Origin of the sequence: Cnuibacter physcomitrellae (assembly GCF_014640535.1) — a bacterium.
Taxonomy (GTDB): Bacteria; Actinomycetota; Actinomycetes; order Actinomycetales; family Microbacteriaceae; genus Cnuibacter; species Cnuibacter physcomitrellae.
The window spans coordinates 2,606,503-2,630,913 of sequence record NZ_BMHD01000001.1; the positions used below are offsets into that span (position 1 = coordinate 2,606,503).

Annotated in this window: 24 protein-coding genes and 1 tRNA gene; 13 read left to right on the forward strand and 12 right to left on the reverse strand. The window is 71.6% G+C overall.

Features of this window, described 5'->3' with window-relative positions:
• Positions 1-9 precede the first annotated feature (9 nt).
• On the reverse strand, positions 10-558 hold the full coding sequence (locus tag IEX69_RS12280; protein WP_085017627.1) for an FHA domain-containing protein FhaB/FipA: 549 nt from the start codon (positions 556-558) through the stop codon (positions 10-12).
• Positions 559-564: 6 nt separating this feature from the next.
• Complete coding sequence (locus tag IEX69_RS12285; protein WP_085017628.1) at positions 565-1,362, reverse strand: FHA domain-containing protein; 798 nt, start codon at positions 1,360-1,362, stop codon at positions 565-567.
• 195 nt (positions 1,363-1,557) lie between these two features.
• Here IEX69_RS12285 and IEX69_RS12290 point away from each other — a divergent pair, with 195 nt between their 5' ends.
• From IEX69_RS12290 to IEX69_RS12300, 3 genes are all read left to right on the forward strand, one after another.
• Entirely contained in the window at positions 1,558-1,998 is a 441-nt protein-coding gene (locus tag IEX69_RS12290) for a CoA-binding protein (protein ID WP_217348647.1), read from the forward strand.
• 80 nt (positions 1,999-2,078) lie between these two features.
• Positions 2,079-2,162 (forward strand) — tRNA-Leu (locus IEX69_RS12295).
• 124 nt (positions 2,163-2,286) lie between these two features.
• Positions 2,287-2,733, forward strand: coding sequence for an SRPBCC domain-containing protein (locus tag IEX69_RS12300; RefSeq protein WP_174604346.1), 447 nt, complete (start codon positions 2,287-2,289; stop codon positions 2,731-2,733).
• Here IEX69_RS12300 and IEX69_RS12305 read toward each other — a convergent pair.
• Both IEX69_RS12305 and IEX69_RS12310 read right to left on the reverse strand, forming a co-directional pair.
• Entirely contained in the window at positions 2,723-3,016 is a 294-nt protein-coding gene (locus tag IEX69_RS12305; RefSeq protein ID WP_157127039.1) for a hypothetical protein, read from the reverse strand. The two genes, IEX69_RS12300 and IEX69_RS12305, sit on opposite strands and share 11 nt — an antisense overlap.
• 184 nt (positions 3,017-3,200) lie before the next feature.
• The gene (locus IEX69_RS12310; protein ID WP_085017631.1) at positions 3,201-4,502 is read right to left on the reverse strand and encodes a coiled-coil domain-containing protein; all 1,302 of its coding nucleotides are present in this window, start codon (positions 4,500-4,502) and stop codon (positions 3,201-3,203) included.
• A 139-nt stretch (positions 4,503-4,641) separates the two neighbouring features.
• Here IEX69_RS12310 and IEX69_RS12315 point away from each other — a divergent pair, with 139 nt between their 5' ends.
• Complete coding sequence (locus IEX69_RS12315) at positions 4,642-5,622, forward strand: choice-of-anchor D domain-containing protein (protein WP_085017632.1); 981 nt, start codon at positions 4,642-4,644, stop codon at positions 5,620-5,622.
• 26 nt (positions 5,623-5,648) lie between these two features.
• Here IEX69_RS12315 and IEX69_RS12320 read toward each other — a convergent pair whose 3' ends face one another.
• The 4 genes from IEX69_RS12320 to IEX69_RS12335 all read right to left on the reverse strand — a co-directional run bounded on the left by IEX69_RS12320 (position 5,649) and on the right by IEX69_RS12335 (position 9,049).
• Complete coding sequence (locus IEX69_RS12320) at positions 5,649-6,320, reverse strand: HAD hydrolase-like protein (RefSeq protein WP_085017633.1); 672 nt, start codon at positions 6,318-6,320, stop codon at positions 5,649-5,651.
• 139 nt (positions 6,321-6,459) lie between these two features.
• Positions 6,460-6,891, reverse strand: coding sequence for an SseB family protein (locus IEX69_RS12325; protein WP_085017634.1), 432 nt, complete (start codon positions 6,889-6,891; stop codon positions 6,460-6,462).
• Positions 6,892-6,974: 83 nt separating this feature from the next.
• On the reverse strand, positions 6,975-7,670 hold the full coding sequence (nucS, locus tag IEX69_RS12330; RefSeq protein ID WP_085017635.1) for an endonuclease NucS: 696 nt from the start codon (positions 7,668-7,670) through the stop codon (positions 6,975-6,977).
• A gap of 104 nt (positions 7,671-7,774) precedes the next feature.
• Positions 7,775-9,049 (reverse strand): MFS transporter, encoded by a 1,275-nt coding sequence (locus IEX69_RS12335; protein WP_229756334.1) that lies wholly within the window; start codon positions 9,047-9,049, stop codon positions 7,775-7,777.
• Between the two features lie 41 nt (positions 9,050-9,090).
• Between IEX69_RS12335 and IEX69_RS12340 the strand changes: the two genes are divergently transcribed.
• The 3 genes from IEX69_RS12340 to IEX69_RS12350 all read left to right on the forward strand — a co-directional run bounded on the left by IEX69_RS12340 (position 9,091) and on the right by IEX69_RS12350 (position 12,672).
• The gene (locus IEX69_RS12340) at positions 9,091-10,152 is read left to right on the forward strand and encodes a LacI family DNA-binding transcriptional regulator (protein ID WP_085017637.1); all 1,062 of its coding nucleotides are present in this window, start codon (positions 9,091-9,093) and stop codon (positions 10,150-10,152) included.
• A 117-nt stretch (positions 10,153-10,269) separates the two neighbouring features.
• Positions 10,270-11,916, forward strand: coding sequence for an MFS transporter (locus IEX69_RS12345; RefSeq protein ID WP_085017638.1), 1,647 nt, complete (start codon positions 10,270-10,272; stop codon positions 11,914-11,916).
• Between the two features lie 3 nt (positions 11,917-11,919).
• The gene (locus tag IEX69_RS12350; protein ID WP_085017639.1) at positions 11,920-12,672 is read left to right on the forward strand and encodes an MBL fold metallo-hydrolase; all 753 of its coding nucleotides are present in this window, start codon (positions 11,920-11,922) and stop codon (positions 12,670-12,672) included.
• A 19-nt stretch (positions 12,673-12,691) separates the two neighbouring features.
• Here the strand turns inward: IEX69_RS12350 and IEX69_RS12355 are convergent, their stop codons facing one another.
• The gene (locus IEX69_RS12355; RefSeq protein WP_085017640.1) at positions 12,692-14,011 is read right to left on the reverse strand and encodes an MATE family efflux transporter; all 1,320 of its coding nucleotides are present in this window, start codon (positions 14,009-14,011) and stop codon (positions 12,692-12,694) included.
• Between the two features lie 170 nt (positions 14,012-14,181).
• A complete protein-coding gene (locus tag IEX69_RS12360; RefSeq protein WP_157127040.1) occupies positions 14,182-15,501 on the reverse strand; it encodes an alpha-hydroxy-acid oxidizing protein in 1,320 nt (439 codons plus the stop codon).
• Positions 15,502-15,614: 113 nt separating this feature from the next.
• On the opposite strand from IEX69_RS12360, the gene IEX69_RS12365 reads away from it, so the two are divergent.
• Complete coding sequence (locus IEX69_RS12365) at positions 15,615-17,588, forward strand: M13 family metallopeptidase (protein ID WP_085017642.1); 1,974 nt, start codon at positions 15,615-15,617, stop codon at positions 17,586-17,588.
• Positions 17,589-17,670: 82 nt separating this feature from the next.
• On the forward strand, positions 17,671-18,654 hold the full coding sequence (locus IEX69_RS12370) for a serine hydrolase (RefSeq protein ID WP_229756335.1): 984 nt from the start codon (positions 17,671-17,673) through the stop codon (positions 18,652-18,654).
• Positions 18,655-18,822: 168 nt separating this feature from the next.
• Here the strand turns inward: IEX69_RS12370 and IEX69_RS12375 are convergent, their stop codons facing one another.
• Positions 18,823-19,764 carry a LysR family transcriptional regulator gene (locus IEX69_RS12375; protein ID WP_085017643.1) on the reverse strand — a complete coding sequence of 314 codons (942 nt, stop codon included), beginning with the start codon at positions 19,762-19,764 and terminating at the stop codon, positions 18,823-18,825.
• Between the two features lie 94 nt (positions 19,765-19,858).
• On the opposite strand from IEX69_RS12375, the gene IEX69_RS12380 reads away from it, so the two are divergent.
• On the forward strand, positions 19,859-20,983 hold the full coding sequence (locus IEX69_RS12380; RefSeq protein WP_085017644.1) for an aminotransferase class V-fold PLP-dependent enzyme: 1,125 nt from the start codon (positions 19,859-19,861) through the stop codon (positions 20,981-20,983).
• On the opposite strand, the gene IEX69_RS12385 is transcribed toward IEX69_RS12380, so the two are convergent.
• Positions 20,971-21,627, reverse strand: a complete 657-nt coding sequence (locus IEX69_RS12385; protein ID WP_157127041.1) for a hypothetical protein — start codon at positions 21,625-21,627, stop codon at positions 20,971-20,973. The two genes, IEX69_RS12380 and IEX69_RS12385, sit on opposite strands and share 13 nt — an antisense overlap.
• Before the next feature lie 148 nt (positions 21,628-21,775).
• Between IEX69_RS12385 and IEX69_RS12390 the strand changes: the two genes are divergently transcribed.
• The 3 genes from IEX69_RS12390 (at position 21,776) to IEX69_RS12400 (ending at position 24,411) form a co-directional block, all read left to right on the forward strand.
• The gene (locus IEX69_RS12390; RefSeq protein ID WP_229756336.1) at positions 21,776-22,633 is read left to right on the forward strand and encodes an endo alpha-1,4 polygalactosaminidase; all 858 of its coding nucleotides are present in this window, start codon (positions 21,776-21,778) and stop codon (positions 22,631-22,633) included.
• Positions 22,634-22,735: 102 nt separating this feature from the next.
• A complete protein-coding gene (locus IEX69_RS12395; protein WP_085017646.1) occupies positions 22,736-22,996 on the forward strand; it encodes a hypothetical protein in 261 nt (86 codons plus the stop codon).
• 92 nt (positions 22,997-23,088) lie between these two features.
• Positions 23,089-24,411, forward strand: coding sequence for an APC family permease (locus IEX69_RS12400; RefSeq protein WP_229756428.1), 1,323 nt, complete (start codon positions 23,089-23,091; stop codon positions 24,409-24,411).

Consider the following 24,411-nt stretch of genomic DNA (forward strand, 5'->3'; position numbering starts at 1 on the left):
CGCCACGGACTACCGCCGCAGCTCGAACGTGGTGGCGCCGATGCGGATCGGCGTGTTGAGCGTCACGTGCAGAGGGGAGGTGACGCGCTGCCCGTCGAGGAACGTCCCGTTGGTGGAGTCGAGGTCCTGGACCACCCACTCCTCGCCCCACACCATCAGGCGGGCGTGGTGCGTGGAGGTGTAGTCGTCTCGGATGACGACGCTGGAGTCGGAGGAGCGGCCGATCGTGAGCGGCTCGGTGCCGAGAGGGATCTCGGCGCCCGACTTCGGGCCGGAGGTGATGACCAGGCGGCCGGCGTTGCTGGTCGTCGCCCGCGGCGGTCCGCTCAGCTCGGTGCCGGGTGCGGGGACGAAGGTCGGCACCTTGGGAGCGGGGGCGCCGGAGGGCGGCGTGGTCACCGGTGTCGGGGCAGGCGCGGCCGCGGCGGGCGCCTCCTTCATGCGGCGGACCCGCGCGCCGAACAGGTCGGAGCGCATCGCGTACACGATCACGAAGACGAAGATCCACAGCAGCGCCAGGAAGGCGAGCTGGAGGATCAGCAGGGTGAGCTCACTCATCGGCCGCTACCCCCAGAACCCGCCGGGATCGTGGGCGGCACGCTGACCGCCCGACTGCTTCGGCGCGGCAGCGGGCCGCTGGGGCGGAGCGCCCGGCGTCCGGCCCGCGCCCGCGCGGCCCGATCCGCTCGTGCTCGTCGCGCTCGTCTGCGGGACCACCCGGAAGGTGATGGCGGTACGGCCGATCGTGATGACCGAGTCGGGCTCGAGGGTCGCCTTCTGGAACGGACGCCCGTTCAGCTGCGAGCCGTTGGTGGAGCCGAGATCGCGCGCCTGGGCGTGCGAGCCGTCCCACACGATCTCGACGTGCTTGCGGCTGGTGCCGGTGTCGTCGATCGTGATGTCGGCGTCGCTGCCTCGGCCGATCACGGTGCGGGAGCGGAGCGGATGGCGCTTGCCCGCGATGTCGACCACCGGGACCCAGCGCACGTCGTCGGCGAGGTTCGACGACTCCACCTCGATCATCCCCTTGCTGATCGACTCGTCGCTGACGAGGTCGATGACGACCGGGCCGGCGAACTGGAAGCCCTGCTGCGCGGCGTGCTGCTTCACGATGCCGTCGAGCTCGGTGATCAGCGCCGAGCCCAGCGCGGTCATCCGCTCGTGGTCGGCGGGCGAGAGGAGCACGCGGAAGGAGTTGGGCACGAGGATGCGGTCGCGGGCCACGACGGCGGCCCTGGTGTCGAGCTCGCGCTTGAGAGCGGACGAGATCTCCACCGGCTGGAGCCCCGAACGGAAGGTCTTCGCGAACGCGCCGTTGACGGCACGCTCGAGACCTCGCTCGAAACTGTCCAGGATTCCCACGTCTGTCCCGTTCTCCTTGCTTCCTCTATCGGTCCTGTCCCTGACGGCGTCGTCGGCGGCGGGAACGAATGGATGGGGGTTCGCACAGCGGGTGCGTGTCGGTGTTGGGGGTGGATGCTACGACGATGTTACTCAGCTTGACCGATAAACCACTGCCAGACCGCCGTCGAGGCACGCGGGGTTACGATACGGGACATGGGCGACCAGAGCACTGTGGAGAGCATGGACGAGGTGGCTGAGCGCCTCATGCGCACGTCCCGGACCATCGCGGTCGTGGGCCTCAGCACCGATCCGGCGAAGTCGGCGCACACCGTGCCCGCACGTCTCCAGCAGGTGGGATACCGCGTCATCGGCGTGCATCCGACCGCGACGACGCTGCTCGGTGAGCCCGCCTACCGATCGCTCGAGGACATCCCGGAGCAGGTGGACTTCGTCGACGTGTTCCGGCCCTCCCCGGAGGCGGCGGGCATCGCCGAGCAGGCGGTCCGCATCGGCGCTCGCGGAGTCTGGCTGCAGCTCGGGATCGCGTCGCCGGAGGCGCGGCGGATCGCCGAGGAGGGCGGGCTCGACTACGTCGAGGATCGCTGCACGGCCGTCGTGCTCGCCGTGACCGGGGCGCGTCCGCCGGCGTCCTGAGCGGGCTCGGGTGGACGTGGCCCGGGCGGCTCGGTCGCGGCTCTGGCGCGTCACCGGCGTGTGGTAGTCTCGTCCAGTTCGCGCGAGTGGCGGAATTGGCAGACGCGCTGGCTTCAGGTGCCAGTGCCCGCAAGGGCGTGGGGGTTCAAGTCCCCCCTCGCGCACGGACGGTAGAGGACTCGGATCGATGATCCGGGTCCTCTCCTTGTTTCACCCTCCTCTTTCATGCCTGGTCTCCCCTTCCTCCCAGGGGTGTGCGCTGTCGGCTCCGGGGTGTGGGATCGGAACATGACCGAGAATCACGTGGCGACCGCGACCGTGCAGATCAGGGCGACGCCTCAGGAGGTGTGGGCCGTGCTCACCGACTCCGCGCGTGTGCCGGAGTACATGTTCGGGTCCGAGGTGGAGACCGACTGGACGGTGGGCTCCCCGATCGTCTACCGCGGCGAATGGGAGGGGAGGTCCTTCGAGGACCGGGGTGAGGTGGTGCTCGTGGAGGAGCCCCACCGCCTCGTGATGACCCACTTCGCCCCGAAGCCGGACCAGTCCGAGGCGACGGAGGTGCATCACACCGTCTCGTACGTCCTCGAGCCCATCGGCGACGATCGGACCCGCGTCGTGCTGACGCAGGACCACAACGCCGGCAAGGAGGAGCAGGAGCACGCCGAGGCGAACTGGTCGGCGATGCTCGAGGCACTCCGGACAGCCGTGGAGAAGGACATCGTCACGGACTGACGCCGGGAGCGAGGGCGTCGACGAGCGAGCGCAAGCCGTCGGCCCACGTCTCCGCCTCGACGTCTCCGAGCATGACCTCCAGGCGATGGTCGTCGATCGAGAGGACGAGGTCGTCCCCCTCGGAGCTGATCGACTCGACCTCGAGGAGCGGGATTCGTCGGCGCATCGGCGCGCCGAAGACGAGCTCCGAACCTCGGATGGCGAGTGGGACGTCGTCGTGACGCTCGGCGATCCTGCCGGAGCGGTCGTAGAGGGTGATGGTGGCCATGCTGTCTGCGTTCATGCGGTCGAGTGTGCGGCGAGCCGACTGTGGTGAGGGGATGCGGACGACTTCTGTGGATAACTTCCGCTCCAACGCCGATTGTGCGGGAAAGGAGGCCCCCTCCGGGGTGTGGACAACCTGTGGAGAGATGGGGAAAACGCCGTCGTGCCGTCCCCACAGCTGTGGAAAGTGGTGGGGATAACCCTCAGCGCAGGGTGGCGTCGTAGACGGCCAGGGCATCGGCATCCGTGGCGGCGGTCGCGGCCCGTCGGGCGGCATCGAGCGCGGCGACAGGATCGGCCTCGTCGCGGCTGATGTCGAGCTGGCGGCGGGCCTCTGCGAGCCGTGTCCTGGCGTCGACGCCGACTCGACCGCGGGACCCGTCGATCGAGGCCGCGGCCGTGGCGATGTGGCTCTCGGCGATGCGCTGAGCTCCAGCGAGGGCGTCGCGGGCGGCCTCGATCCTCTGCGACGCGGATCGCGCGACGGCCAGCGCCGCGTCGAGCGCCGTGGTCGCGGTGGCGATGACGTCGGTCGTGCGCACGGGGTCCGGGAGGGTGCCGTCCGGGACGATGGCGGAGCTGAGCGTCGTCATCGCCGCGGTGATGGCTGCGACGTGTCCGGGGTCGGTCGCCGTCTCCCGGATGCGGGCGGCCTCGTCGAGACGACGGCGCGAGTCGGTCACGGCCTCGTCGAGCCGGGTCTGGGCCATGGCGAGCGTCTCGTCGAGACCCTCCCCGGCGTCGAGCAAGCGCTCCGCACGGCGCACGTCGGACTCCGCGGCGGCGACCTGCCGGGACACGGGGGCGAGAGAGTCGGCGGCGAGAGAGGTCCGCGCCTCCTGGAGCCGCTGGAGCGCCTGGTCGAGGAGGTGCTCCGCCCGATCGATGCCCTCGGCGACGGGCTGCACGGCGGTGGCGGCGAAATGCGCTGCCGCCTCCGTCACCGCCGTCCGGGCGAGCGGGAGCCTCTCGCGCTGGACCGCGACCGCGCGCTCCGCGGCATCGAGCGCCGCCGGGGCCGCCGTCTCCGCCCTGCGTCGCCGCTCGAAGGCCGAGGACTGCGCGGCGATGGCAGCGACCGCGGAGTCGGCGAGCAGCACGATCCGGTTGCTCCAATCGCGGCGCTGCTGCTCGGTGTCGGGCATGGCGTCGTCGAGCCTCTGCTTCAGGGCGAAGGCCTCCGACGACCGCCTGCGCGCCGTCTCGAGCGCCTCGGCGAACGCCCTCGTCTCGGCCTCCCCGAACTCGGCCACGGCGAAGCCCAGCTCGTCCTGCGCCTCGGAGATCGCATCGTCCATCTGGACGAGCTGGATGCCCGCACGTCGCTCGAGCTCCTCCACGCTCTGGCGCCGGGGCGCGCCCGACACGGCCGGCGCCTGGGCGGCCCGTGAGCGGATGCGCGCCATCCGCCGCCGCAACCACACCACGAGGAGCACGAAGACAGCGATCGCGACGCCGAACACCACGACGCTGGGGAGCAAGGAGAGCAGCGAGAGGTCGCCCATGCCCCCATCGTACGGAGCGCGGATGACGCTTCCCTTCGAGCCCGCGGCCCGCGGCTCATGAGTAGGGATTGCTCATAACGCCCGATGCCGAAGGGCTGGGACGGTGAGACCGAACTCTGCACCGACCGAAGGAGACCCCATGCGTGCGCGCATCCGCGCCGGCCTCGGAGCCGCCGTGCTTCTCGTCGCGTTGACCGCCGCGGGAGCGGCCTCGGCCCCCGTCGCCCAGGCGGCCCCGGGGGATGTCGTCCTCGCCATATCGTCGACCGACGTGGGACCGGTGAAGTCGGGCACGAGCAGGAGCCTGGTGGTCACCGTGACCAACACGGGGACCAAGAGCGTCGACATCGACGGCAGCACGCTCAGTGCGACGGTCACGGCCCCCTTCTCGATCACCGACAACCACGTCGTCTCAGGTGAGGAGGTGCGCCCGGGCGAATCTCGGGAGTTCACGCTGACCTTCGCCCCAGTGGTCCTCGGGGCGGCTTCGATGCCGATCAGTCTGTCGGTCGCGGAGTTCAACGTCGCCGGCATGAGTCGTCAATACGGGTTGATGCTCACAGGGCTCTCGATCGCGACGGACCCCGCCAGCTTCTCCATCGTCGGCCCGGCTGACGGGGTGATCGATGTGGGCGAGGTCGCGTCCGGAGCGCTGGCGTCCGCCACGATCACCGTCGTCAACGATGGGGTGCTCGACCTGGAGTTCGATCCGGCCGGCCTCACCGCGATCACGTCCGACGGCGCGAGTCTGCCCATCGTGTATGCGGGCGCTGCCGCGCCGTCGATCGTGCGACCCGGCGAGACGTCGAGTCTGGTGGTCACCTTCGGCCCTGCACCGGGCGGGGTCTTCTCCGGCACGCTCACCCTTCGCGGTGCGTACGCGGAGGACGGCAAGGTCGTCGCGTCCGCGATCCGCAGTCTCACCTTCATCGGCCGCACGGTCGCCCCGGCGGTGACCACGACGCCGCCGGTCGCCGGGTCGGCGAACACCCGAGGGAGTCAGCTCGCCAGCACCGGCAGCGACGGACTCCTCCTGTTCGTCGGAGGAACGGTGTCGGCCATGGCCGTCCTCGCGGGGATCGCCGTCGTGACGGCGCGTCGCAGCGGACGCCGGGCGTAGGTCCGCCCCGCTCCCCGCGGGAGGGCTCAGAGGAGGAGGGCGCGGAGCTGGTCGACGGAGTGGACGACGGCGATCGAGCCGACCGACTCGGCGGGTGAGCCGTAGCCCCACTCGACCATGATGACGGGGACGCCGTGCTCGCCGGCGCCCTCGATGTCGTGCGAGCGGTCGCCGACCATCACGGTGTGCGACAGGTCGATGCCCTGCTCACGCAGGCGACGCAGGGCCTCGGCGACGATGTCGGCCTTCGCGCTGCGGGTCTCGTCGGGCGACGAACCGCACACGACGCTGAAGCAGTCGGTCAGGTCCAGGTAGGCGAGCACCCGCTCCGCCTGGGCCTCTCCCTTGGAGGTGGCGAGGGCCAGCGGGATGCCTGCGGCGTGCAGGTCGCGGATGAGTCCGAGCATCCCGGGGTAGACGTGCGACTCGGCGGCAGGGCCGTCCGAGAGCGCGAAGGAGCGGTACACCTCGAGGGCCTCGACGGCCTCGTCCGGGGTCATGTCGGCGACGTCACGGAATCCGTCGAGGATGGGCGGGCCGACGAACGGGACCAGCTCGGCCGGGCTGGGGACCGGGCGCCCCAGCGCGGTGAGCGTCCGCGAGAGGCGGTCGATGATGCTCGGTGCGGAGTCGGTGATCGTGCCGTCGAGGTCGAAGAGGATGCACGTCCACGGCTTGGTCGGGGTCTGCGCAGTCACCGAGCAATCCTATGGGGCCGTGCGGATGCGTGCGGCGCGGCCTGTACGAGGGCGATGGTGCGGGTTGTGCCCTCTCCGCGAGAGGTGAGCTCCGTCCAGGCGGTCACAGCCCGCGCAGAGGGCCGAACCCGCCGGAGCCTCACTCGCCGTCGGGCGAGAGACGGGCGAGAGCGCGGTCGACGAAGGGACGTGTGACGATCTGCGCGATCGAGCCCGCGTCGAACTGCACCGCGACGATGTCTCCGCCCTCGACGAGGCGGAGGGCGATCGGCGCGGGGAGGATCGTCGCCCGGACCGCCTTGCGCGCGGCGGGCGGGACGGCCGCTCGGAGCTCGGTGACCGAGGTGAACAGCGGCAGGATCTGTCGGCCGTCGGTCGAGAGGATGGTGCGGGCCTGCGGGTCGCCCGCATCCGTCGTCCCCGTGAGGTCGATCACGAGACCGCCGCGGGTCATGGCGTCGAGCATCGCCTCGAGCGTCGACTCGTCCGGATGCGCGGCGAACGCCTCGAGCGCCGTCCTCAGGGGGCGGTTGGCGTAGGTCTTGGGGAAGGCGGGAGCAGGTCGGGCCACCCACCCAGCCTAGAGAGCGACCCGGGACAGGGCAGGAACCGGCCAGACGGAGGGGCGCGCATCCGCTCAGGACATTCAGAACGTCAGAACAGGCGGGTGTGCGAGTCGTCGAGCCCGCGCATCGCGTCGTAGTCGAGGACCACGCAGCGGATGCCGCGATCCTGAGCGAGCGTGCGTGCCTGGGGCTTGATCTCCTGCGCGGCGAACACGCCCTGCACGGGAGCCAGATGCGGGTCGCGGTTCATGAGCTCGAGATAGCGGGTGAGCTGCTCGACCCCGTCGATCTCTCCGCGCCGCTTGATCTCGACGGCCACGGCGGCGCCCGCGGAGTCGCGGGCGAGGATGTCGACCGGACCGATCGCCGTCATGTACTCGCGCCGGACGAGGGTGTGGCCGTCGCCGAGGAGCTCGATCTGCTCGGCGAGGAGGCGCTGCAGGTCGGCCTCGACGCCGTCCTTCACGAGCCCCGGGTCGATGCCGAGCTCGTGGCTGCTGTCGTGCTCGATGTCGTAGAGCGTGACGACGAGCACGTCGTTGGTCTTCGCCTGCGTCACACGCCAGACCTCGGTGACGCCGACCTCGACCTGCTCCGGCGTGGGGTCGACCGAGGCGACCGTGCACGGCGGGCTCATCCAGTTGAGCGGCTTGTACGAGCCGCCGTCCGAGTGCACGAGGATGCTGCCGTCGCTCTTCAGCATGAGGAGACGCTTCGCGAGGGGGAGATGGGCGCTCAGCCGTCCGGCGTAGTCGACGGAGCAGGTGGCAATGACCAGACGCACCCGACGAGCGTACCCGCTGCGGACCTCGCTTCCGCTGCCTCTTTGGCGTCTCGCTGGGTCATTGGGGCAGCGAAAGGTCAGAGAGGCAGCGAAACCAGGGTGGGTCAGCGGGCGGGGACGGGGGAGGGGTGGTTCTCGCGGGCGGCGGGGGAGGCGAGCCCGGCGAGGACGACGAGGACAAGGATGAGCAGCAGTGCGCCGAGGATGCCGAACTGGTGGGCCAGGAGGCCGATGACGGGGGGACCGACGAGGAAGGCGCAGTACCCGATGATCGCGACCGCGCTCACGCGGGCCGCGGACAGCCGGGGGTCGTCGACGTCGGCGGCGGCCGACATCCCGACGGGGAAGCCCAGCGAGCATCCGAGCGCCCAGAAGACCGTCCCGACGAACGCGAGCCAGGGCAGCGGGGACACGATGAAGAGCAGGATGCCGATCACGCCGAGGAGCGCGCTGACGCGCAGCACGGGCACACGGCCGAACCGGTCGAGCACCGGGCCGCCGGCGATGCGCCCGGCCGTCATCGAGGCGGTGAACACCCAGAACACGATCGCGCCGACGGTGTTGTCCTGGTGGTGGCCGTCGACCACCGCGATGGTGAGCCAGTCGTTGGCCGAGCCCTCGGCGAAGGCCATGCCGAGCATGATCACTCCGATGAGGAGGAGGCGGACGTCCTTCCAGACGGCGAGGGCGTCGACGAGCCGCTGCCGGAACGGGACCCGAGGTGGGGCGGAGGCGGCGGCGCTCGCGGCGTCGTCGGCCTCGGCCCCAGACGGCACGAAGCGGATCACGGCCAGGACCGTGACGGCGATGGCGACGGCGATGACGGTGGTGTGCACGAGGATCGGGACGGCGAGGCCGGAGGCGAGGGCTCCGAGCCCGGCGCCGGCGACGGTGCCGAAGCTGAAGAAGGCGTGCATCAGCGGCATGAGCGTGCGCCCGGCCTGCTTCTCGACGGCAGCGGCCTCCACGTTCATGATGACGTCGCACGTGCCGTTCCCGAAGCCGAACAACGCGAGCCCGAGGCCGACCACCGGGGAGGAGGCGGCGAGGTCGCTCCCGACCCCGATCAGGACGAGACCGATCGAGACGACGATGAGCGCGCCGACCATTCCCGCCTTCGCGCCGATGCGGTTGATCACGACAGGTGCGGCGATGAGGCCGATGACGGATCCTGCCGACATGCAGAAGATGAGCACCCCGAGCTGCAGCGTGTCGATGCCGAGCTCGTCGCGGACGGCGGGGAGCCGAGACACCCAGGTGGCGAGGGAGAGACCGCTCAGGGCGAAGATCGTGAAGATCGCGTTGCGCCAGGCGCGGAGTCCGCGAGCGGACAGCTGCTGCTGCATGGAGTGCTCCGTGGATGTCGGGAAAGTGAGCATCGAATCGATTCGATCGAAACGATTCGACTAGAGTAGCCGCCATGAACGAGGGTCGGCAAGCGCGCCGCGCCACGCTCGCCGACGTGGCCGCGCGGGCGCGGGTGTCGCGCTCCACCGCCTCCCTCGCCTTCAGCGGAGCGGGCCCGGTCTCCGAGGAGACGCGGTCGCGGGTGCTGGCCGCCGCCGCCGAGCTCGACTACGGCGGCCCGGATCCGCGGGCCCGCTCACTGCGCCAGGGTCGCTCCGGCGTCGTCGGCGTCGTCTTCGACGAGCGCCTCCTGCAGGCGTTCCGTGACCCGGTGAACATCGGCACGCTCGACGGCATCGTCGAGGGGCTCGGCGTGGACAGCAACGGGATCCTGCTGCTCACCGAGACCGGCGCGACGAGCGAGAGCGTGCGATCCGCCGTCGTGGACGCCGCCGTGATCATGGGGTGCAGCCCGCACCTCGGCACGATCATCGAGTCGTTGCGGCGGCGCGGCATCCCCGTGGTGTCGATCGAGGGCGACGAGGAGGACGGCGTCGTCGACATCGGTCTCGACAACGCCGGTGCGGCCGAGGAGCTCGCCCGGCACCTGGCCGAGCTCGGCCACCGCCGGGTCGCCACCGTCACCCTCGCCACCGACGAGAAGCGCGCCTCCGGGCCCCTCACTCCGGAGGCGGAGACGGCCATCACCACCGTGGTCACCGGCGAGCGCCTAGCGGGAATGCGGCGTGTGTTCCCGGATGCGGAGGCCTACGCCTGCGCCGACAGCTTCGTCGAGGGCGGCGCCGCGGCCGCGAGGGTGCTCCTCGACGTCCCCGCGGACCGACGGCCGACGGCCATCATGGCGCAGAGCGATCTGCTGGCCGTGGGCGTGCTGCAGGCGGCGGACGAGCTCGGCATCGCCGTCCCGCGGGAGCTGAGCGTGACCGGGTTCGACGGTGTGCGGATCGACGGCCTCACCCGTCACGACCTCACGACGATGGTCCAGCCGGTCGCGGAGAAGGGTCGCGCCGCGGGAGAGACGGTGGTGGCGCTGCTCGCCGGCGACGAGGTCTCCTCGAGGCGGTATCCCTGCGTCTTCCACGCCGGGACGACGACCGCGCCGCCGCCCGTCTGATCGCCCGGGGTCGGTTCTGGACGGATCCGGACGACATCGTCCTCCCTCCGGGAGCACCCGGGCGATAGTGTTCCCTCGAGCGCGACCGGTCGAGCCGCGCACCCGCGAGGAGGGGCGATGAGCGGAGCGACCGACAGCACCGGCGGAGTGGCCGGCGGCACCGGCACGGGCGCGGCGTCCCGCCCCGCCGCGGGCACGGCTCCGGCCCGCGGGCCGCTCGTGCTCCTCGCGCTGATCCTCGCGGCGGGTGTCGCGAACCTCAACCTCTCCGTCGCGAACGTCGCGCTCCCGTCGATCGGCGCCGCCTTCGACGCGTCGCAGAGCGCGCTCAACCTGGTGGCGGTGGGCTTCTCGCTCGGCCTCGCCGGGTCCGTGCTCTACCTCGGCGCGCTCGGTGATCGCTACGGACGCAAGCTGATGCTGGTGCTCGGTCTCGTCCTGAGCATCCCCGCCTGTCTCCTGGCCGCGTTCGCACCGAGCGTCGACGTTCTCTTCCTCGCCCGCATCCTCGGCGGCGTCGCGGCCGGCATGGCCTATCCGACGACGCTGTCGCTCATCGCCGCGCTCTGGACCGGGCCCAAGCGCATCGCGGCGATCGCGCTCTGGTCGGGGCTCGGGGGAGCGATCTCCGCGCTCGGGCCGCTCGCCTCCGGCTGGCTCATCGGGATGTTCGACTGGCCGTCCGTGTTCTTCATGACGCTGCCGCTCTGCGTCGTCACGCTCGTCCTGGTGCTCGTCCTCGTCCCGGCCAAGGTGAACGAGACGACGGAGGCGGTGGATCACCTGGGCGGCGTCCTCTCGACGGTGATGGTCGCGTCGCTCGTGCTCGGCATCAACTTCGCGGCCGTCCCGGGACAGGGCACGACCGCTCTCGTGCTCGGCGTGATCGCCGTCGTCGCGGGTGTCGCGTTCGTCCTGCGCCAGCGCAGGGCGCGCAATCCGCTCTACGACCTGCGGATCGCCTCCCGGAGGACGTTCTGGGTGGCGGCCGTCGGCGGCATCATCGTCTTCGGGTCGCTGATGGGCGCGATGTACATCGGCCAGCTGTTCCTCCAGAACGTGCTCGGCTACAGCGCCTTCCAGTCGGGCGCCTCCATCCTCCCGGCCGCGGCCGTGATGGTGCTCGCGGCGCCGCTGTCGAGTCGACTCGTGCTCCGGTTCGGGGCGCGCACGGTCTTCCTCCTCGGGTTCGCCGCCTGCCTGCTCGGCTTCCTCACGATGTACGTCTTCTGGGACGTGGGCATCAGCTACGCACCGGTCGCGGTGGGCTACGCGCTGATCGGACTCGGCGTCGGACTCGCGGGACCGCCGTCCTCCCGCTCGCTCACCGACTCGGTCCCCGTCTTCCGGGCGGGGATGGCCTCAGGCACCTCCGACCTGCAGCGTGATCTCGGCGGATCGATCATGCAGTCGGTGCTCGGCTCGATCCTGACCGCCGGGTACGCCTCCGCCATCGCGAAGAGCGTGGCCTCGGCGCCGGCCGACGTGCAGAGCGAGGTGACCTCCGGCATCCAGGCGCAGCTGCAGAAGTCCTTCGACGGAGCGATCTCGATCGCGAAGCAGTATCCGCAGTACCAGGACCAGATCGTCCAGGCGGCGCGGGAGTCCTTCCTCTCGGGTGCGGACTGGGCCTACGCGACGGGCATCATCGCCATGGTGATCGGCGCGCTCGTGGTCGTGCTCTTCTACCCGCGCAAGGACGAGGAGCACCGGCTCCTCCGCGAGTACGCGACGGAATACGAGAAGCAGCCCGAGAAGAGGTAGCGGATGGATCTGACCGTGCTGGGCTCCGCGACGCCGTATCCGCGGCCGGACGAGCCCGCGTCCGGCTACCTCGTGCAGACGGGGACGACCGCGATCTGGCTCGACGCGGGCCCCGGCACGCTCGCCGAGCTCCAGCGGGCCATCGCGCTCCGCGACCTGACGGCGATCGTCGTCTCGCATCAGCACGCGGATCACACCTCCGATCTACTCACGGCCTACTACGCCCTGCGCTTCGCGGAGGACCGCCCTGACCGCCCGGTACCGCTGTATGCGCCTCGCGGCATGCTCGAGGCGATGGCGGCCTTCTTGGGCCCGAGCTCGCGAACGGGCCTGCCTCAGGCGCTCGATGTTCGTGACCTGGCGGAGGAGAGAAGCGCGATAGTCGGCGACCTGGAGATGGCCTGGGCTCCGGTCGAGCACGGGATGCCGGCCTTCGGGTTCACGTTCGCGCAGCACGGCGAGGTGCTGCTGGGCTACAGCGGCGACTCCGCGCCAGGCCCCGCGGTGGACACCGCGCTCGCCGGGGCGACCACCGTCCTGATCGAAGCCGGCACCGCCGCACAGCTGCCGACGGAGCCGTCCGTGCACCACACCCCCGAGGAGGCAGGGGCCACTGCTGCCGCCGTCGGCGCCGCTCGACTGGTGCTGACGCACATCGACGGCTCGATCACGCAGGAGGATGCTCGTGTGCGGGCCCGTTCGACCTTTCCGGGAGAGGTGATCATCGCGCGCCGAGGGCTCACGATCACGCTCTGATCGGCCCGCTCGCGCGAGATCAGCGTGTGGAGCCGGCGACGATCCACCGGTCGCTGCGCGCCCGCAGGCCCAGCGTGAGCGCTCGGATGCCGAGATACCCGAAGCCGAAGGCGATCCAGAGCCAGACCAGGCCGGCGTCGCCCGTGGGGTGGATGAGCGCGACCGCGGCCAGCATCGGCCCGTACACGACGAGATTGATGACGCCGGCCAGGGCGAGGTAGCGGGCGTCGCCGGCTCCGATGAGCACTCCGTCGAGCACGAAGACGTATGCCCCGAGAGGAATGCTCAGGGCCAGGATCCAGAGCGAGACCGTCAGCGCGGCCTGGACCGCCGCATCCGACGTGAACACCGGGCCGGCGAAGGGCGCGACAGCAGCGAGCAGTACCCCCAGGACGACGCCGGTCACGAGGCCGTGGGCGATGAGCCGTCGCGTGATCGCCCGGACCCGCTCGACGTCGGAGGCGCCGAGGCCGTGTCCGATCAGGGCCTGTCCGGCGATCGCCAGCGCATCGAGCGCCAGGGCGAGCGTGGTGAACACGGTGAAGGCGATCTGGAAGGCGCCGAGCTCGACCACGCCGAGCGTCGCTGCCACCGCCACCGTTCCGAGGATGGCCGCGCGGAGGCTGGCCGTGCGCAAGAGGAGCCATCCGCCCGAGATCGCAGCCCCGGAGACGCCTTCGACGCCGGGGCGGAGCGACACGGCGTCTCGGCGGGCGGCACGGACCGCGATCACGACGTAGACCGCCGCCATGCCCCACTGGGCCAGGACCGTCCCGACGGCGGAGCCCGCGAGCCCCCAGCCCGCCCCGTAGATGAGCAGTGCGTTCAGTCCGGCGTTGACCGCGAAGCCTGCGACCGCGACGACCAACGGGGTGCGGGTGTCCTGCAGTCCGCGGAGGAGGCCGGTCGCCGCGATGACGAGGAGCATGGCGGGGATGCCGAGGAGGGAGAGACCGAGGTACTGCGCGGCGAGCGCCTCGACCGCGGGGGTGGTGCCGAACAGGCCGACCACCGGGTGTGCGAGCGGCCAGCCCACCAGGGCCAGGACGATGCCGACGGCGAGAGCGAGCCACATGCCGTCGATGCCCGCCTTGATCGCACCCGGTCGGTCGCCGGCACCCAGCCTCCGCGCCACGGCCGGCGTGGTGGCGTAGGCGAGGAAGATCAGGAGTCCGATCACGGTCTGCAGCACGGCTCCCGCCACACCCACCGCAGCGAGCGGATCGACGCCCAGGTGACCGACCAGCGCGGTGTCGGTGAGCAGGAACAGGGGCTCGGTGATGAGGGCGCCGAGCGCCGGGACCGCGAGGCGCAGGATGTCGCGGTCGAGCTCTCTCACGCATCCACCCTAGGAGGCCCCGGCGACACCCCTGGCGAGGGCGAGAGGACCGGGTCGTTCCGCGGATGTCGGGTCGCCACGAGGAGCTCCGGCTCCACGACGACCTCGAGGCCTGAGCCCGCGGAATCGACGCGCTGCCGCTTCGGTGTCGCGGTGACGTGCCAGGCCGGTCAGTCGGCTCGGCGGAGGGACGCCGGGCCGAGCTCGGACACGGCGGTGTGGCCCGAGAGACCCAGCGTGATGTCGAGCTCGGCGAGGACGTTGCGGATCACCGCCGCCACTCCAGGCTCACCGGCGACGGCGAGCCCGTACGCGTACGGGCGTCCGAGCGCGACGAGGTCGGCACCCAGTGCCAGGGCGACGGCGACGTCGGCCCCGCTGCGGACTCCGGAGTCGACGATCACCGGGACACGGCCCGAGACGCGGGCCGCGACCTCCGGCAGCACGTCCAGCGTCGGGACCGAGCGGTCGATCTGACGACCGCCGTGGTTCGACACCCAGACGCCGTCGTAGCCCTCGGCCACGGTCCGCTCGGCGTCATCCGGATGCACGATCCCCTTGAGGATCACGGGCAACGAGGTCCACGAGCGGATGCGGGCCAGTCGCTCCCAGGTCAGGGCCGGGGTCGAGAACACGTCGAGGAACGTCTCCACCGCCGCGCGGGGCAGCGGCGACCGCAGGCTCTCCCGGAGGCCGCCTCCGGTCAGACGCCTCCCCTTGCGGGCGATCGTGATGCCCGCGGCGACCGTGCGCGGCGTCAGCCGCACCGGGGGAGCCTCGGCGGGCGCGGAGTCTCGGGCGCGCTCGTCGACGAGCCGCTGGAACACGGGATCGCTGGTGTACTGGGCGATCCCGAGCCCCCGTGTGAAGGGCAGGTAGCCGAGGTCGAGGTCACGGGTGCGCCAGCCCAGCAGGTGCGTGTCGAGCGTCACGACGATGGCCGAGCATCCGCAGGCCTCGGCGCGGCGGACCAGCGACTCGTTGAGCTCGTCGGAGGCGGACCAGTAGAGCTGGAACATCCTCGGGGCGCCGGGGGCGGCGGCCGCGGACTCCTCCATGGGGAACGAGGCCTGCCCGCTCAGCACCGCGGGCACACCCGCGGACGCCGCCGCTCGTGCCACGGCGAGGTCGGCCTCCGGATGCGCGAGCTCCATCACCCCGAGCGGCGCCAGGATCAGCGGCGAGGGCAGTCGGCGGCCGAGGAGCGTCGTCGAGAGGTCGCGGACGGAGACGTCGCGGAGGGGACGCGGCCAGACCTGCCAGCGCTCGAACGCCCGCCGGTTGGCTGCCTGCGTGCGCTCCGACCCGGCACCACCGGCCAGGTACGCGTACGCCTCGGTCGAGAGTGCGCGCCGGGCCGCCTTCGCGAGCCGGGCGGGATCGACCGGGACTCGAGGGCGGGCGCCGCTGATGCCGGCCCGGAAGATCGACGACTGCGCCTCGCGGGAGATCCCGCGAGAGCCGCTGGGGGAGGGAGCGTCCGTGCTCATGCCCGAAGCGTAGTCCGGCCGCCTGTCGTGCATCCGGCCGCCGACCGCATCCGGAACTCAGGCGAACGCCGAGAGTTCGCTGGGATGACGGTGGAGGTCCGTAGAGTTGACGGGTGACTGACTCCGGCATCGACGTCGACCAGCTCGACCCCAGCATCCGCCCGCAGGACGACCTGTTCCGCCACGTGAACGGCCGGTGGATCGAAAGCACTGCGATCCCCGACGACAAGGCGCGCTACGGCTCGTTCTACGTCCTCGCCGAGGAGGCGGAGAAGGCGGTGCACGAGATCATCGAGGAGTCGCAGTCGGCCCCCGAGGGCAGCGAGGCGCGCAAGATCGGCGACCTCTACTCGAGCTTCATGGACGAGGAGCGTATCGACGGCCTCGGCGCGACGCCGATCGAGGCGCAGCTGGCGATCGTCGACGCCGTCCACGACGTGCCCGCGTTCGCACGCACGCTGGGTCGCCTCGAGCGGGAGGGCTTCTCGGGGCTGCTCCGCCTCTTCGTCGACAACGACCCGGGCAACCCCGAGCGCTACCTCGTCTTCGTCGAGCAGGGCGGCATCTCGCTGCCCGACGAGAGCTACTTCCGCGACGAGAAGTTCGCCGAGGTCCGTGAGGCCTACGTGCGTCACATCGGCGCCATGTTCGAGCTCGCCGGGCTGTCGGATGCGGCCGAGCGCGCCCAGCGCGTCTTCGACCTGGAGACGCTGATCGCGAAGACGCACTGGGACAACGTGCGCACGCGCGACGCGCAGGCCACCTACAACCTCCAGTCGTGGAGCGGGTTCGTCGGGCTCGGCGGCGACGCCGGCACGGTCGACGGGACCGCGCTGCTCGATCTCTGGCGCGAGGCGGTCGGGGCTCCCGAGCATGCGTTCGACGAGCTCGTCGTCCGCGAGCCGAGCTTCGTCACCGGGGTGGTCGACCTCCTGACCAGCGTCCCGCTCGAGTCGTGGAAGGACTGGGCCGCCTGGAAGATCGTCCACTCCGCGGCGCCGTACCTCTCGAACGACTTCGTGCAGGAGAACTTCGACTTCTACGGCCGCACCCTCACCGGCACACCCAGCATGCGCGTGCGCTGGAAGCGCGGCGTCTCGCTCGTCGAGGGTGCGATGGGTGAGGCCGTCGGCCGGATCTACGTCGAGAAGCACTTCCCCGCCTCGGCGAAGACGGCGATGGACGAGCTGGTCGCGAACCTCATCGAGGCGTACCGGCAGTCGATCGGGAAGCTCAGCTGGATGGGCCACGAGACCCGCGAACGTGCGCTCGAGAAGCTCGAGAAGTTCACTCCCAAGATCGGGTACCCGGCCACCTGGCGCGACTACTCGGCGCTCACGATCGACCCGGGCGACCTGATGGCGAACGTGCGCGCGACGAACGAGTTCGAGTTCCAGCGCGAGCTGGGCAAGATCGGCAAGCCGCTCGACCGCGACGAGTGGTTCATGACGCCCCAGACGATCAACGCGTACTACAACCCCGGGTTCAACGAGATCGTGTTCCCGGCGGCGATCCTGCAGTTCCCGTTCTTCGACGAGAACCGCGATGCGGCCGCCAACTACGGAGCGATCGGCGCGGTCATCGGTCACGAGATCGGCCACGGCTTCGACGACCAGGGCTCCCGGTTCGACGGCGACGGCCGCCTCACCGACTGGTGGACCGAGAAGGACCGCGAGGCGTTCGAGAAGCTCACCAGCTCCCTCATCGCGCAGTACGACGTGCTCGAGCCCGCGCAGACGCCGGGCCACCACGTGAACGGAGCCCTCACCATCGGCGAGAACATCGGCGACCTCGGCGGGCTGGGCATCGCGTGGAAGGCGTACCTCATCTCGCTGGGCGGGGAGGAGCCGCCGGTCATCGACGGGCTCACCGGAGCCCAGCGCTTCTTCCTCTCCTGGGCCCAGGCGTGGCAGCAGAAGTCGCGCGACGAGGAGGTCATCCGCCTCCTCGCCATCGACCCGCACTCGCCGAGCGAGTTCCGCTGCAACCAGATCGTGCGCAACATCGACGAGTTCTACGACGCGTTCGAGGTCTCCTCGAACGACCGTCTCTGGTTGGACCCAGCTGAGCGTGTGACCATCTGGTAGGACCGCGTCGGCTGGGAGGCCGACTGCCCGTGCGGCTGCGCAACCCGAACGCATCCGCGCCGGCGCGAGGGGAGGATGTGCCGTGTCGGAGCCACTCCGCAGACGGCCCCGCGACGAGCGAGACGACGCTCCGCCGCGGGGACGACGATCGGATGCGCGCGAGAGCGCGGGGGGGATCTTCCGCCACGGCTTCGAGTCCCTGACGGCGCTCGCCCTCTCGGGCGTGCAGGTGACGGCGTCGGTCCTCGACCTCGAGACGGGGCGTGTGCTGTTCTCCGTCGACGACCACCTCTCCGTGCCCACCGCCGGGGTCGGCCAGGTGCTCCTCCTCGTCGAGGTCGCCGCACGGATCTCCGAGCGGGACCAGCCGGCCCGCGGCGCCTCGCCCGACGACACCGCGGGAGGCCGACCCGGGCTCCGCGCCGTGCCCGGAGCGGAGTCGCTCAGCATCCTCAACCGCACCGCGGGTGATCGGGTGGGGGGATCCGGGCTCTGGCAGCACCTGCAGGTGCCCGCTCTGCCCATCGCCGACCTCGCCGCCCTCGTGGGCGCGACGAACGACAACCTCGCCACCAACGTGCTCCTGCGCCGGATCGGGCTCGACGCGGTGCGAGCCCGGGGGGAGCAGCTCGGCCTCCGGCGCACGCACCTGCTCGACATCGTGCGCGACGAACGCGGGCCCGACGACGCCCCGCACCTCTCCGTCGGGTCTGCGCGGGAGCTGTCGTCGCTGTTCCGGCGCATTCATCGAGGCGAGGCGGCCGACGAGATGGCGTCGAAGCTCGTCGTCGGATGGCTCAGCCTCGGCTCCGACCTGTCGATGGTGGCCAGCGCGTTCGGCTTCGACCCGCTCGCGCACGACGACTTCAGCCACGGGCTCACGCTGTTCAACAAGACCGGGTCGGATCACGGCATCCGCTCGGAGGTGGGTGTCCTCACCGGGCCGGATGCGGGCGTGGCGTACGCGGTGACCATGCGCTTCAACGACCGCGACCTGCCCGCCCGGCTCGCCGTCCTCGACGGGATGCGCACCCTCGGCACCGACCTCCTCGAGTACGTCTACTGAGGTTCCGGGGCGTCGTACCCGTCGGTGGGCCGACGCTCATCACGGGATCCGGGTGACCCTCGCCGTAGACGGGCGAGCTTCGCCGTATTCCGTGATGAGCGTCCGCCGACATGAGGCGGCCAGGCCTCCGGAACGCCGCGCGCGGCGCCGGTCGGCGCTGTCGAAGCGTCAGGCGGCGCGGTCGGCGGGGCGCTCCGCGGTGAGGGCGGTGAGGAGGGCGTCGACGGCGGGGAGGGCGCGGGCATCGGGGCGGGTGACCGCGACCACGAGACGGTGCTCACCGGCGGTCGGGTGCGCGGTGACACCCGCGGGGACGGGGGAGGCCGTCGTGGCGAGGGCCGGGAGCATGGCGATGCCGAGTCCGGCCGCGACCATGCTCATCACGGCGACCGCGTTGTCGGTCTCGTAGCCGATCGACGGGGCGAAGCCCGCTCGGGCGCAGGTGTCGAGCAGGTGACCGCGGCACTGCGGGCATCCGGCGATCCAGGTGGAGTCGTGCAGGGAGCCGAGGGAGGTGGCGTCCACCTCGAGGTCGGACGGGGTCAGCACGAGGATGTCGTCGCGGAACAGCGTCGTGACCGCGAGGCCCTCCGTGAGGCGACCGAACGCATCCGCCGGATCGGTCGGGTACGCGAACGCGATCGCGACGTCGCACGACCCGTCGCGCACGGCGGCGATCGACTCAGGCGGCTCCGCCTCCACGTACCCGATCTCGATCCCGGGATGCTGGTCCGCCATGGTCCGCAGCAGCGACGGGACCACCGTCGACGAGGCGGACGGGAACCCGCTCAGGCGCACGCGCCCGGCGCGCAGGCCCGACAGCTCGGAGAGCTCGCCCGACGCCGAGTCCAGCGCCGAGAGCACGACGCCCGCGTGCCGCGCGACGACCTCGCCGGCGTCGGTGAGCGCGATGCCGCGGCCCACCCGGGTCACGAGCGGCATGCCCATGCGCGTCTCCACCCGGCGCAGGTGCTGGCTCACGGCGGGCTGGCTGTACCCGAGCGCGGCGGCGGCGCGGGTGATCGAGCCGTACGTCGCGACGGCGTGGACGATCCGGAGCGTCTGCGAGTCCAGCTCGAACGCACCGGCGGAGGTGGTGACCAGCGTCATGAGCGCACCCTAGCGCATCCGATAACAAGAGGTTATGGATGGCATCGAGACTCTGCCGTTGTGTGATGGATGGGCGGACCGCGACCATGGGGACATGGATGCGGACACGGTGGGGCGGAAGTCGGTCGAGCAGCTGCGCGAGTCGTTCGACGTGCGGCCCGGATACCTCGCGGCGTGCACCTCGGGAGTGCCGCCGCGTCAGGCGGTCGCTGCGCTGCGCGAGGACCTCGACGCGTGGTCGGCGGGGACGACCACGCCGCTGGGCTACGGGGCGTGGGCCGAGCGCGGACGTGCCGCGTACGCGCGACTCGTCGGGGTCGACGTGTCGCGGGTGGCGATCGGCTCGCAGACGTCGGTGATGGTGGGGATGATCGCGGCGTCGCTGCGCGCGGGGTCGGAGGTGATCGTCGTCGAGGGCGACTTCAGCTCGATGGTGTTCCCGTTCCTCGTGCGCGACGACCTGGTGGTGCGTCATGTGCCGATCGCCGGGCTGGCGGATGCAATCGGGTCGACCACGGCGCTCGTCGCGTTCTCGCTCGTGCAGTCGGCGACGGGCGAGATCGCCGACGCTGACGCGATCGTCGCCGCCGCCCGCGCGGCCGGCGCACGCACGCTCTGCGACACCACGCAGGCAGCGGGGTGGATGCCGGTCGACGCCTTCCGCTTCGACGCGACCGTGTGCCACGCGTACAAGTGGCTGTGCGCTCCGCGCGGTGTGGCGCTGCTGACGGTGAGCGAGTCGTTCGCGGACGAGCTCGTCCCGACCGCGGCCGGCTGGTACGCCGGTGACGACGTGTGGGGATCCTGCTACGGACCCGCGATGACGCTCGCGCCGGACGCTCGCCGCTTCGACGTCTCGCCCGCCTGGCAGGCGTGGGTGGGGGCGACGACGTCGCTCGAGCTGTTCGCGGCCGTGCCGGCCGAGGAGGTGCGGGCGTACACGGGCGGGCTCGCCGATACGCTGCGCACGCGACTGGGCCTGCCCCTCACGGGGAGCGCGATCGTCACCTGGCCGGACGCGACCGGAGCCGACGCGGCGGCGCTCGCGGCGGCCGGGATCGTCGCGTCCTCCCGCGCGGGCCGCGCCCGCGTGGCGTTCCACGTGTGGAACGATGAGCGCGAGGTGGAGCGCGTCTGCGCCGCCCTCGGCCGCGGCGACGCATCCGACCTCCACATCCCCGTCGACTGGGCGGCCGAGTACGGCGCCTACGCCATCTGACGTCCTCCCCGGCCAGACTCCTCGCCCCGCACGTCTCTCGGACGCGGGACGTGCGGGGTGGTGGGCTCAGTCGGGGACGATGGCGCCGGCGGGGGCCTCGGGCAGCGGGCCGGGGGCGGGGCCCCAGGCGGAGGGCACCGTCGAGGCGACCACGTCGACGAGGCCCTGGTCGGCGAGGAGGGAGTCGACGTCGTCCGGGTCGAGGCCGAGGGCGAAGGCGCCCGCGAACCAAGGGCGAAGGCGCCCGCGGACCAGTCCCAGTCGATCGGAGTGCCGCCGGCGTCCGTCAAGCCGAACATGAGGTTGGACGTCGTGGGGCCGTCGTCGTCGACGGCCCAGGCGGTGCGCGCCAGCCACTCGAAGGCGGCGGCGGGGTCGCCGACGCGGTAGCCGTCGGCGAGCGCGACGTGCACGATGCTCGTGCGCTGCGCCGAGGGCCCGCTGGAGTACTCGTCCTGCTCGACGGTCGCCGAGGCGACGCCCTCGACCGCCTCGAGGTGCTGCTCGACGACCTCGGCGTCCTGCCCCTGGCCCGGTCCGCCGCTGACGCCGCCGAGCCCGCCGACGCAGCCGGTCAGCAGGGCGGCGGAGGCGACGCCGACGGCGATGGCCGCGGTCATCCGCTGCCGCAGACGCGAGCTCATCTCCTGGAGTCGGAGTCGGAGTCGGAGCCGGACTCGAAGGCGGATGCTGTCGCGGCGTGCACGCTCATGCCACCACGGTAGGTCGTCTCGCCACGGAAGGGCACGATCCGCTCACGGGACTGTCGGGCGGGTGTGGTGTACTCGGGCGGTGAGTCGTCCGCATCCGCTGCTGTCCGGCCTCGCCGTGGGGGCGATGGGTGCCGTCGGGATGCTCGCGGTGACCGCCTGCTCCGGGACCGGGGCCGAGCCGCCGGTCGCGACGCCGCCGCCGACGGTGGCGGTGAGCGGCGCGCCGTTCCCGGCGGGGGCCCTCGTCGACTACCAGCTCGGCGGCGCCTACGACCCGCCGGCCGGTGTCGGCATCGTGGCGCGCGACAGCACCGCCCAGCCCGCATCCGGGGTGTGGTCGATCTGCTACGTCAACGGGTTCCAGACGCAGCCCGGCGAGCAGGACCGGTGGGACGAGGATCTCCTCCTCCACGACTCCTCCGGCGCTCTGGTCACCGACCCGGACTGGCCCGATGAGGTGATCCTCGACACCTCGAGCGACGAGAAGCGGGAGCGCATCGCGGGAGTCCTCGGGGCCGACATCGCCCGCTGCGCGGGCAGCGGGTTCGACGCCGTCGAGATCGACAACCTCGACTCGTTCACCCGCGCCGACGGGCTCAGCCTGGAGGGCGCCATGGCGCTCGCGGCGCTCTACGCCGGGCGGGCTCACGCGATGGGGCTGTCGATCGGCCAGAAGAACTCCGCCGAGTACGCGTCGGCGCTGAGGTCCGACGTCGGGTTCGACTTCGCCGTCGCGGAGGAGTGCGTCTCGTACGGTGAGTGCGAGGCCTACACCGACGTCTACGGCGATTCCGTGATCGACATCGAGTACGCCGACGACCCCTCGGTGACCCTCGACTCGATCTGCGCAGACCCCTCCCGCCCGACGTCGACGGTCTACCGTGACCGCGGCCTGACGACGCCCGAGTCGCCGGAGTACGTCTACGCCCACTGCTGACGTCGCGGGCTCCCGCTACTCCGAATCGCTCCGTCCGGCGACCCCCTCGGGTCCTCCTCGTCCTCCTCCTACGGTGGGGCACCGAGCACCAGGAGGCAGAAGATGGATCTCGGGACGTGGGGGAGCTACCGGCTCCCCGAGCAGCTGCGCAGCGCCTACGGCGTGGACACCGCACAGGCGCTGGCCGATCAGCTCGGCGCGAAGGACATGCCGATCACACCCGAGCTGATCGCCGAGGCGGAGGCGGCCTTCCGGGCGTACCGGTCGGGCGACACCGCCACGGGCCGCCGCTTCCTCGTCGAGACCCTGGGTGTCGACGAGCACCGAGCGGACGAGGCCCTCGCGAAGCTGCCGACGCTGTGAGCGCCGACACCCGCGGCGAGGCGACCCCGCGATCCGAGGCCGCTGGCGCCCCCGACGCCTCCGACGCCTCCGACTCGAAGCTCAAGAAGGGCATCACGGGGCCGCTGCTGTTCCTCTTCATCCTCGGCGACGTGCTGGGCGCCGGCATCTACGCCCTCATGGGCGTGCTCGCCGGCCAGGTCGGCGGGGCGCTCTGGGCCCCGCTGGCGGCGGCCCTTCTGCTGGCCCTCCTCACGGCGGGGTCCTACGCGGAGCTGGTGACGAAGTACCCGAAGGCCGGCGGCGCCGCGATCTTCGCCGAGCGGGCGTTCAAGACGCCCGTGATCTCCTTCCTCGTCGGGTTCTCGATGCTCGCGGCCGGCGTCACGAGCGCCGCTGGGCTCGCACTCGCCTTCGCCGGCGAGTACCTGCAGACCTTCCTCCCCGTCCCGTCGATCCCCGCCGCGATGGTCTTCCTCGTCCTGGTCGCGGCCCTCAACGCCCGCGGCATCTCGGAGTCGGTGAAGAGCAACGTCGTCATGACCGTCGTCGAGGTGTCGGGTCTCGTCATCGTCGTCGTGGTCGTCGGACTCCTGCTCGGCGGGGGAGGCGGCGACGTCTCGCGCATCGGACAGTTCCCCGAGGGGGTCTCGCCGGCGCTCGCGATCCTCGGCGGAGCCATCGTGGCGTACTACTCGTTCGTGGGATTCGAGACCTCGGCGAACGTGGCCGAGGAGGTCAAGGATCCCTCCCGCGTCTACCCGCGGGCGCTCTTCGGGGCGCTGCTCGCGGCCGGCGTGGTCTACATCCTCGTCGGGATCGCGTCGTCGATCGCCCTGTCGGCGGACGAGCTGTCGGACTCGTCGGGGCCGCTCCTCGCCGTGGTCGCCGCATCCGGGGTGCCGATCCCGGACTGGCTGTTCGGCGCGATCGCGCTCGTCGCCGTGGCGAACGGCGCGCTCCTGACGATGATCATGTCGAGCCGGGTCACGTACGGGATGGCGGAGCAGGGTCTGCTGCCGTCCGTTCTGGGCAGGGTGCTGCCGCGTCGGCGGACCCCGTGGGTGGCGATCGTGGCCACGACGGCGGTCGCGATCCTTCTGACGCTCATCGGCGACCTCGAGACCCTCGCGTCGGCCGTCGTGCTGCTGCTCCTGTTCGTGTTCATCAGCACCAACGTGGCCGTGCTGGTGCTGCGGCGCGACAAGGTCGACCACAAGCACTTCCGCATCTGGACGCCGATCCCGATCCTGGGTGTGGCCTCCTGCATCCTGCTGCTCACCCAGCAGGAGCCGCTGGTCTGGGCCTACGGCGGCGGCTTCGTGGCGCTCGGGCTCCTCCTCTACGGGATCTCGCGCGTCGCGCGACGGCGTCAGCGCGCGTCGGAGTCGTCGGACGCGTCGGGCTCGTCGGACCGGGGGCCGTCCGTCCGCTAG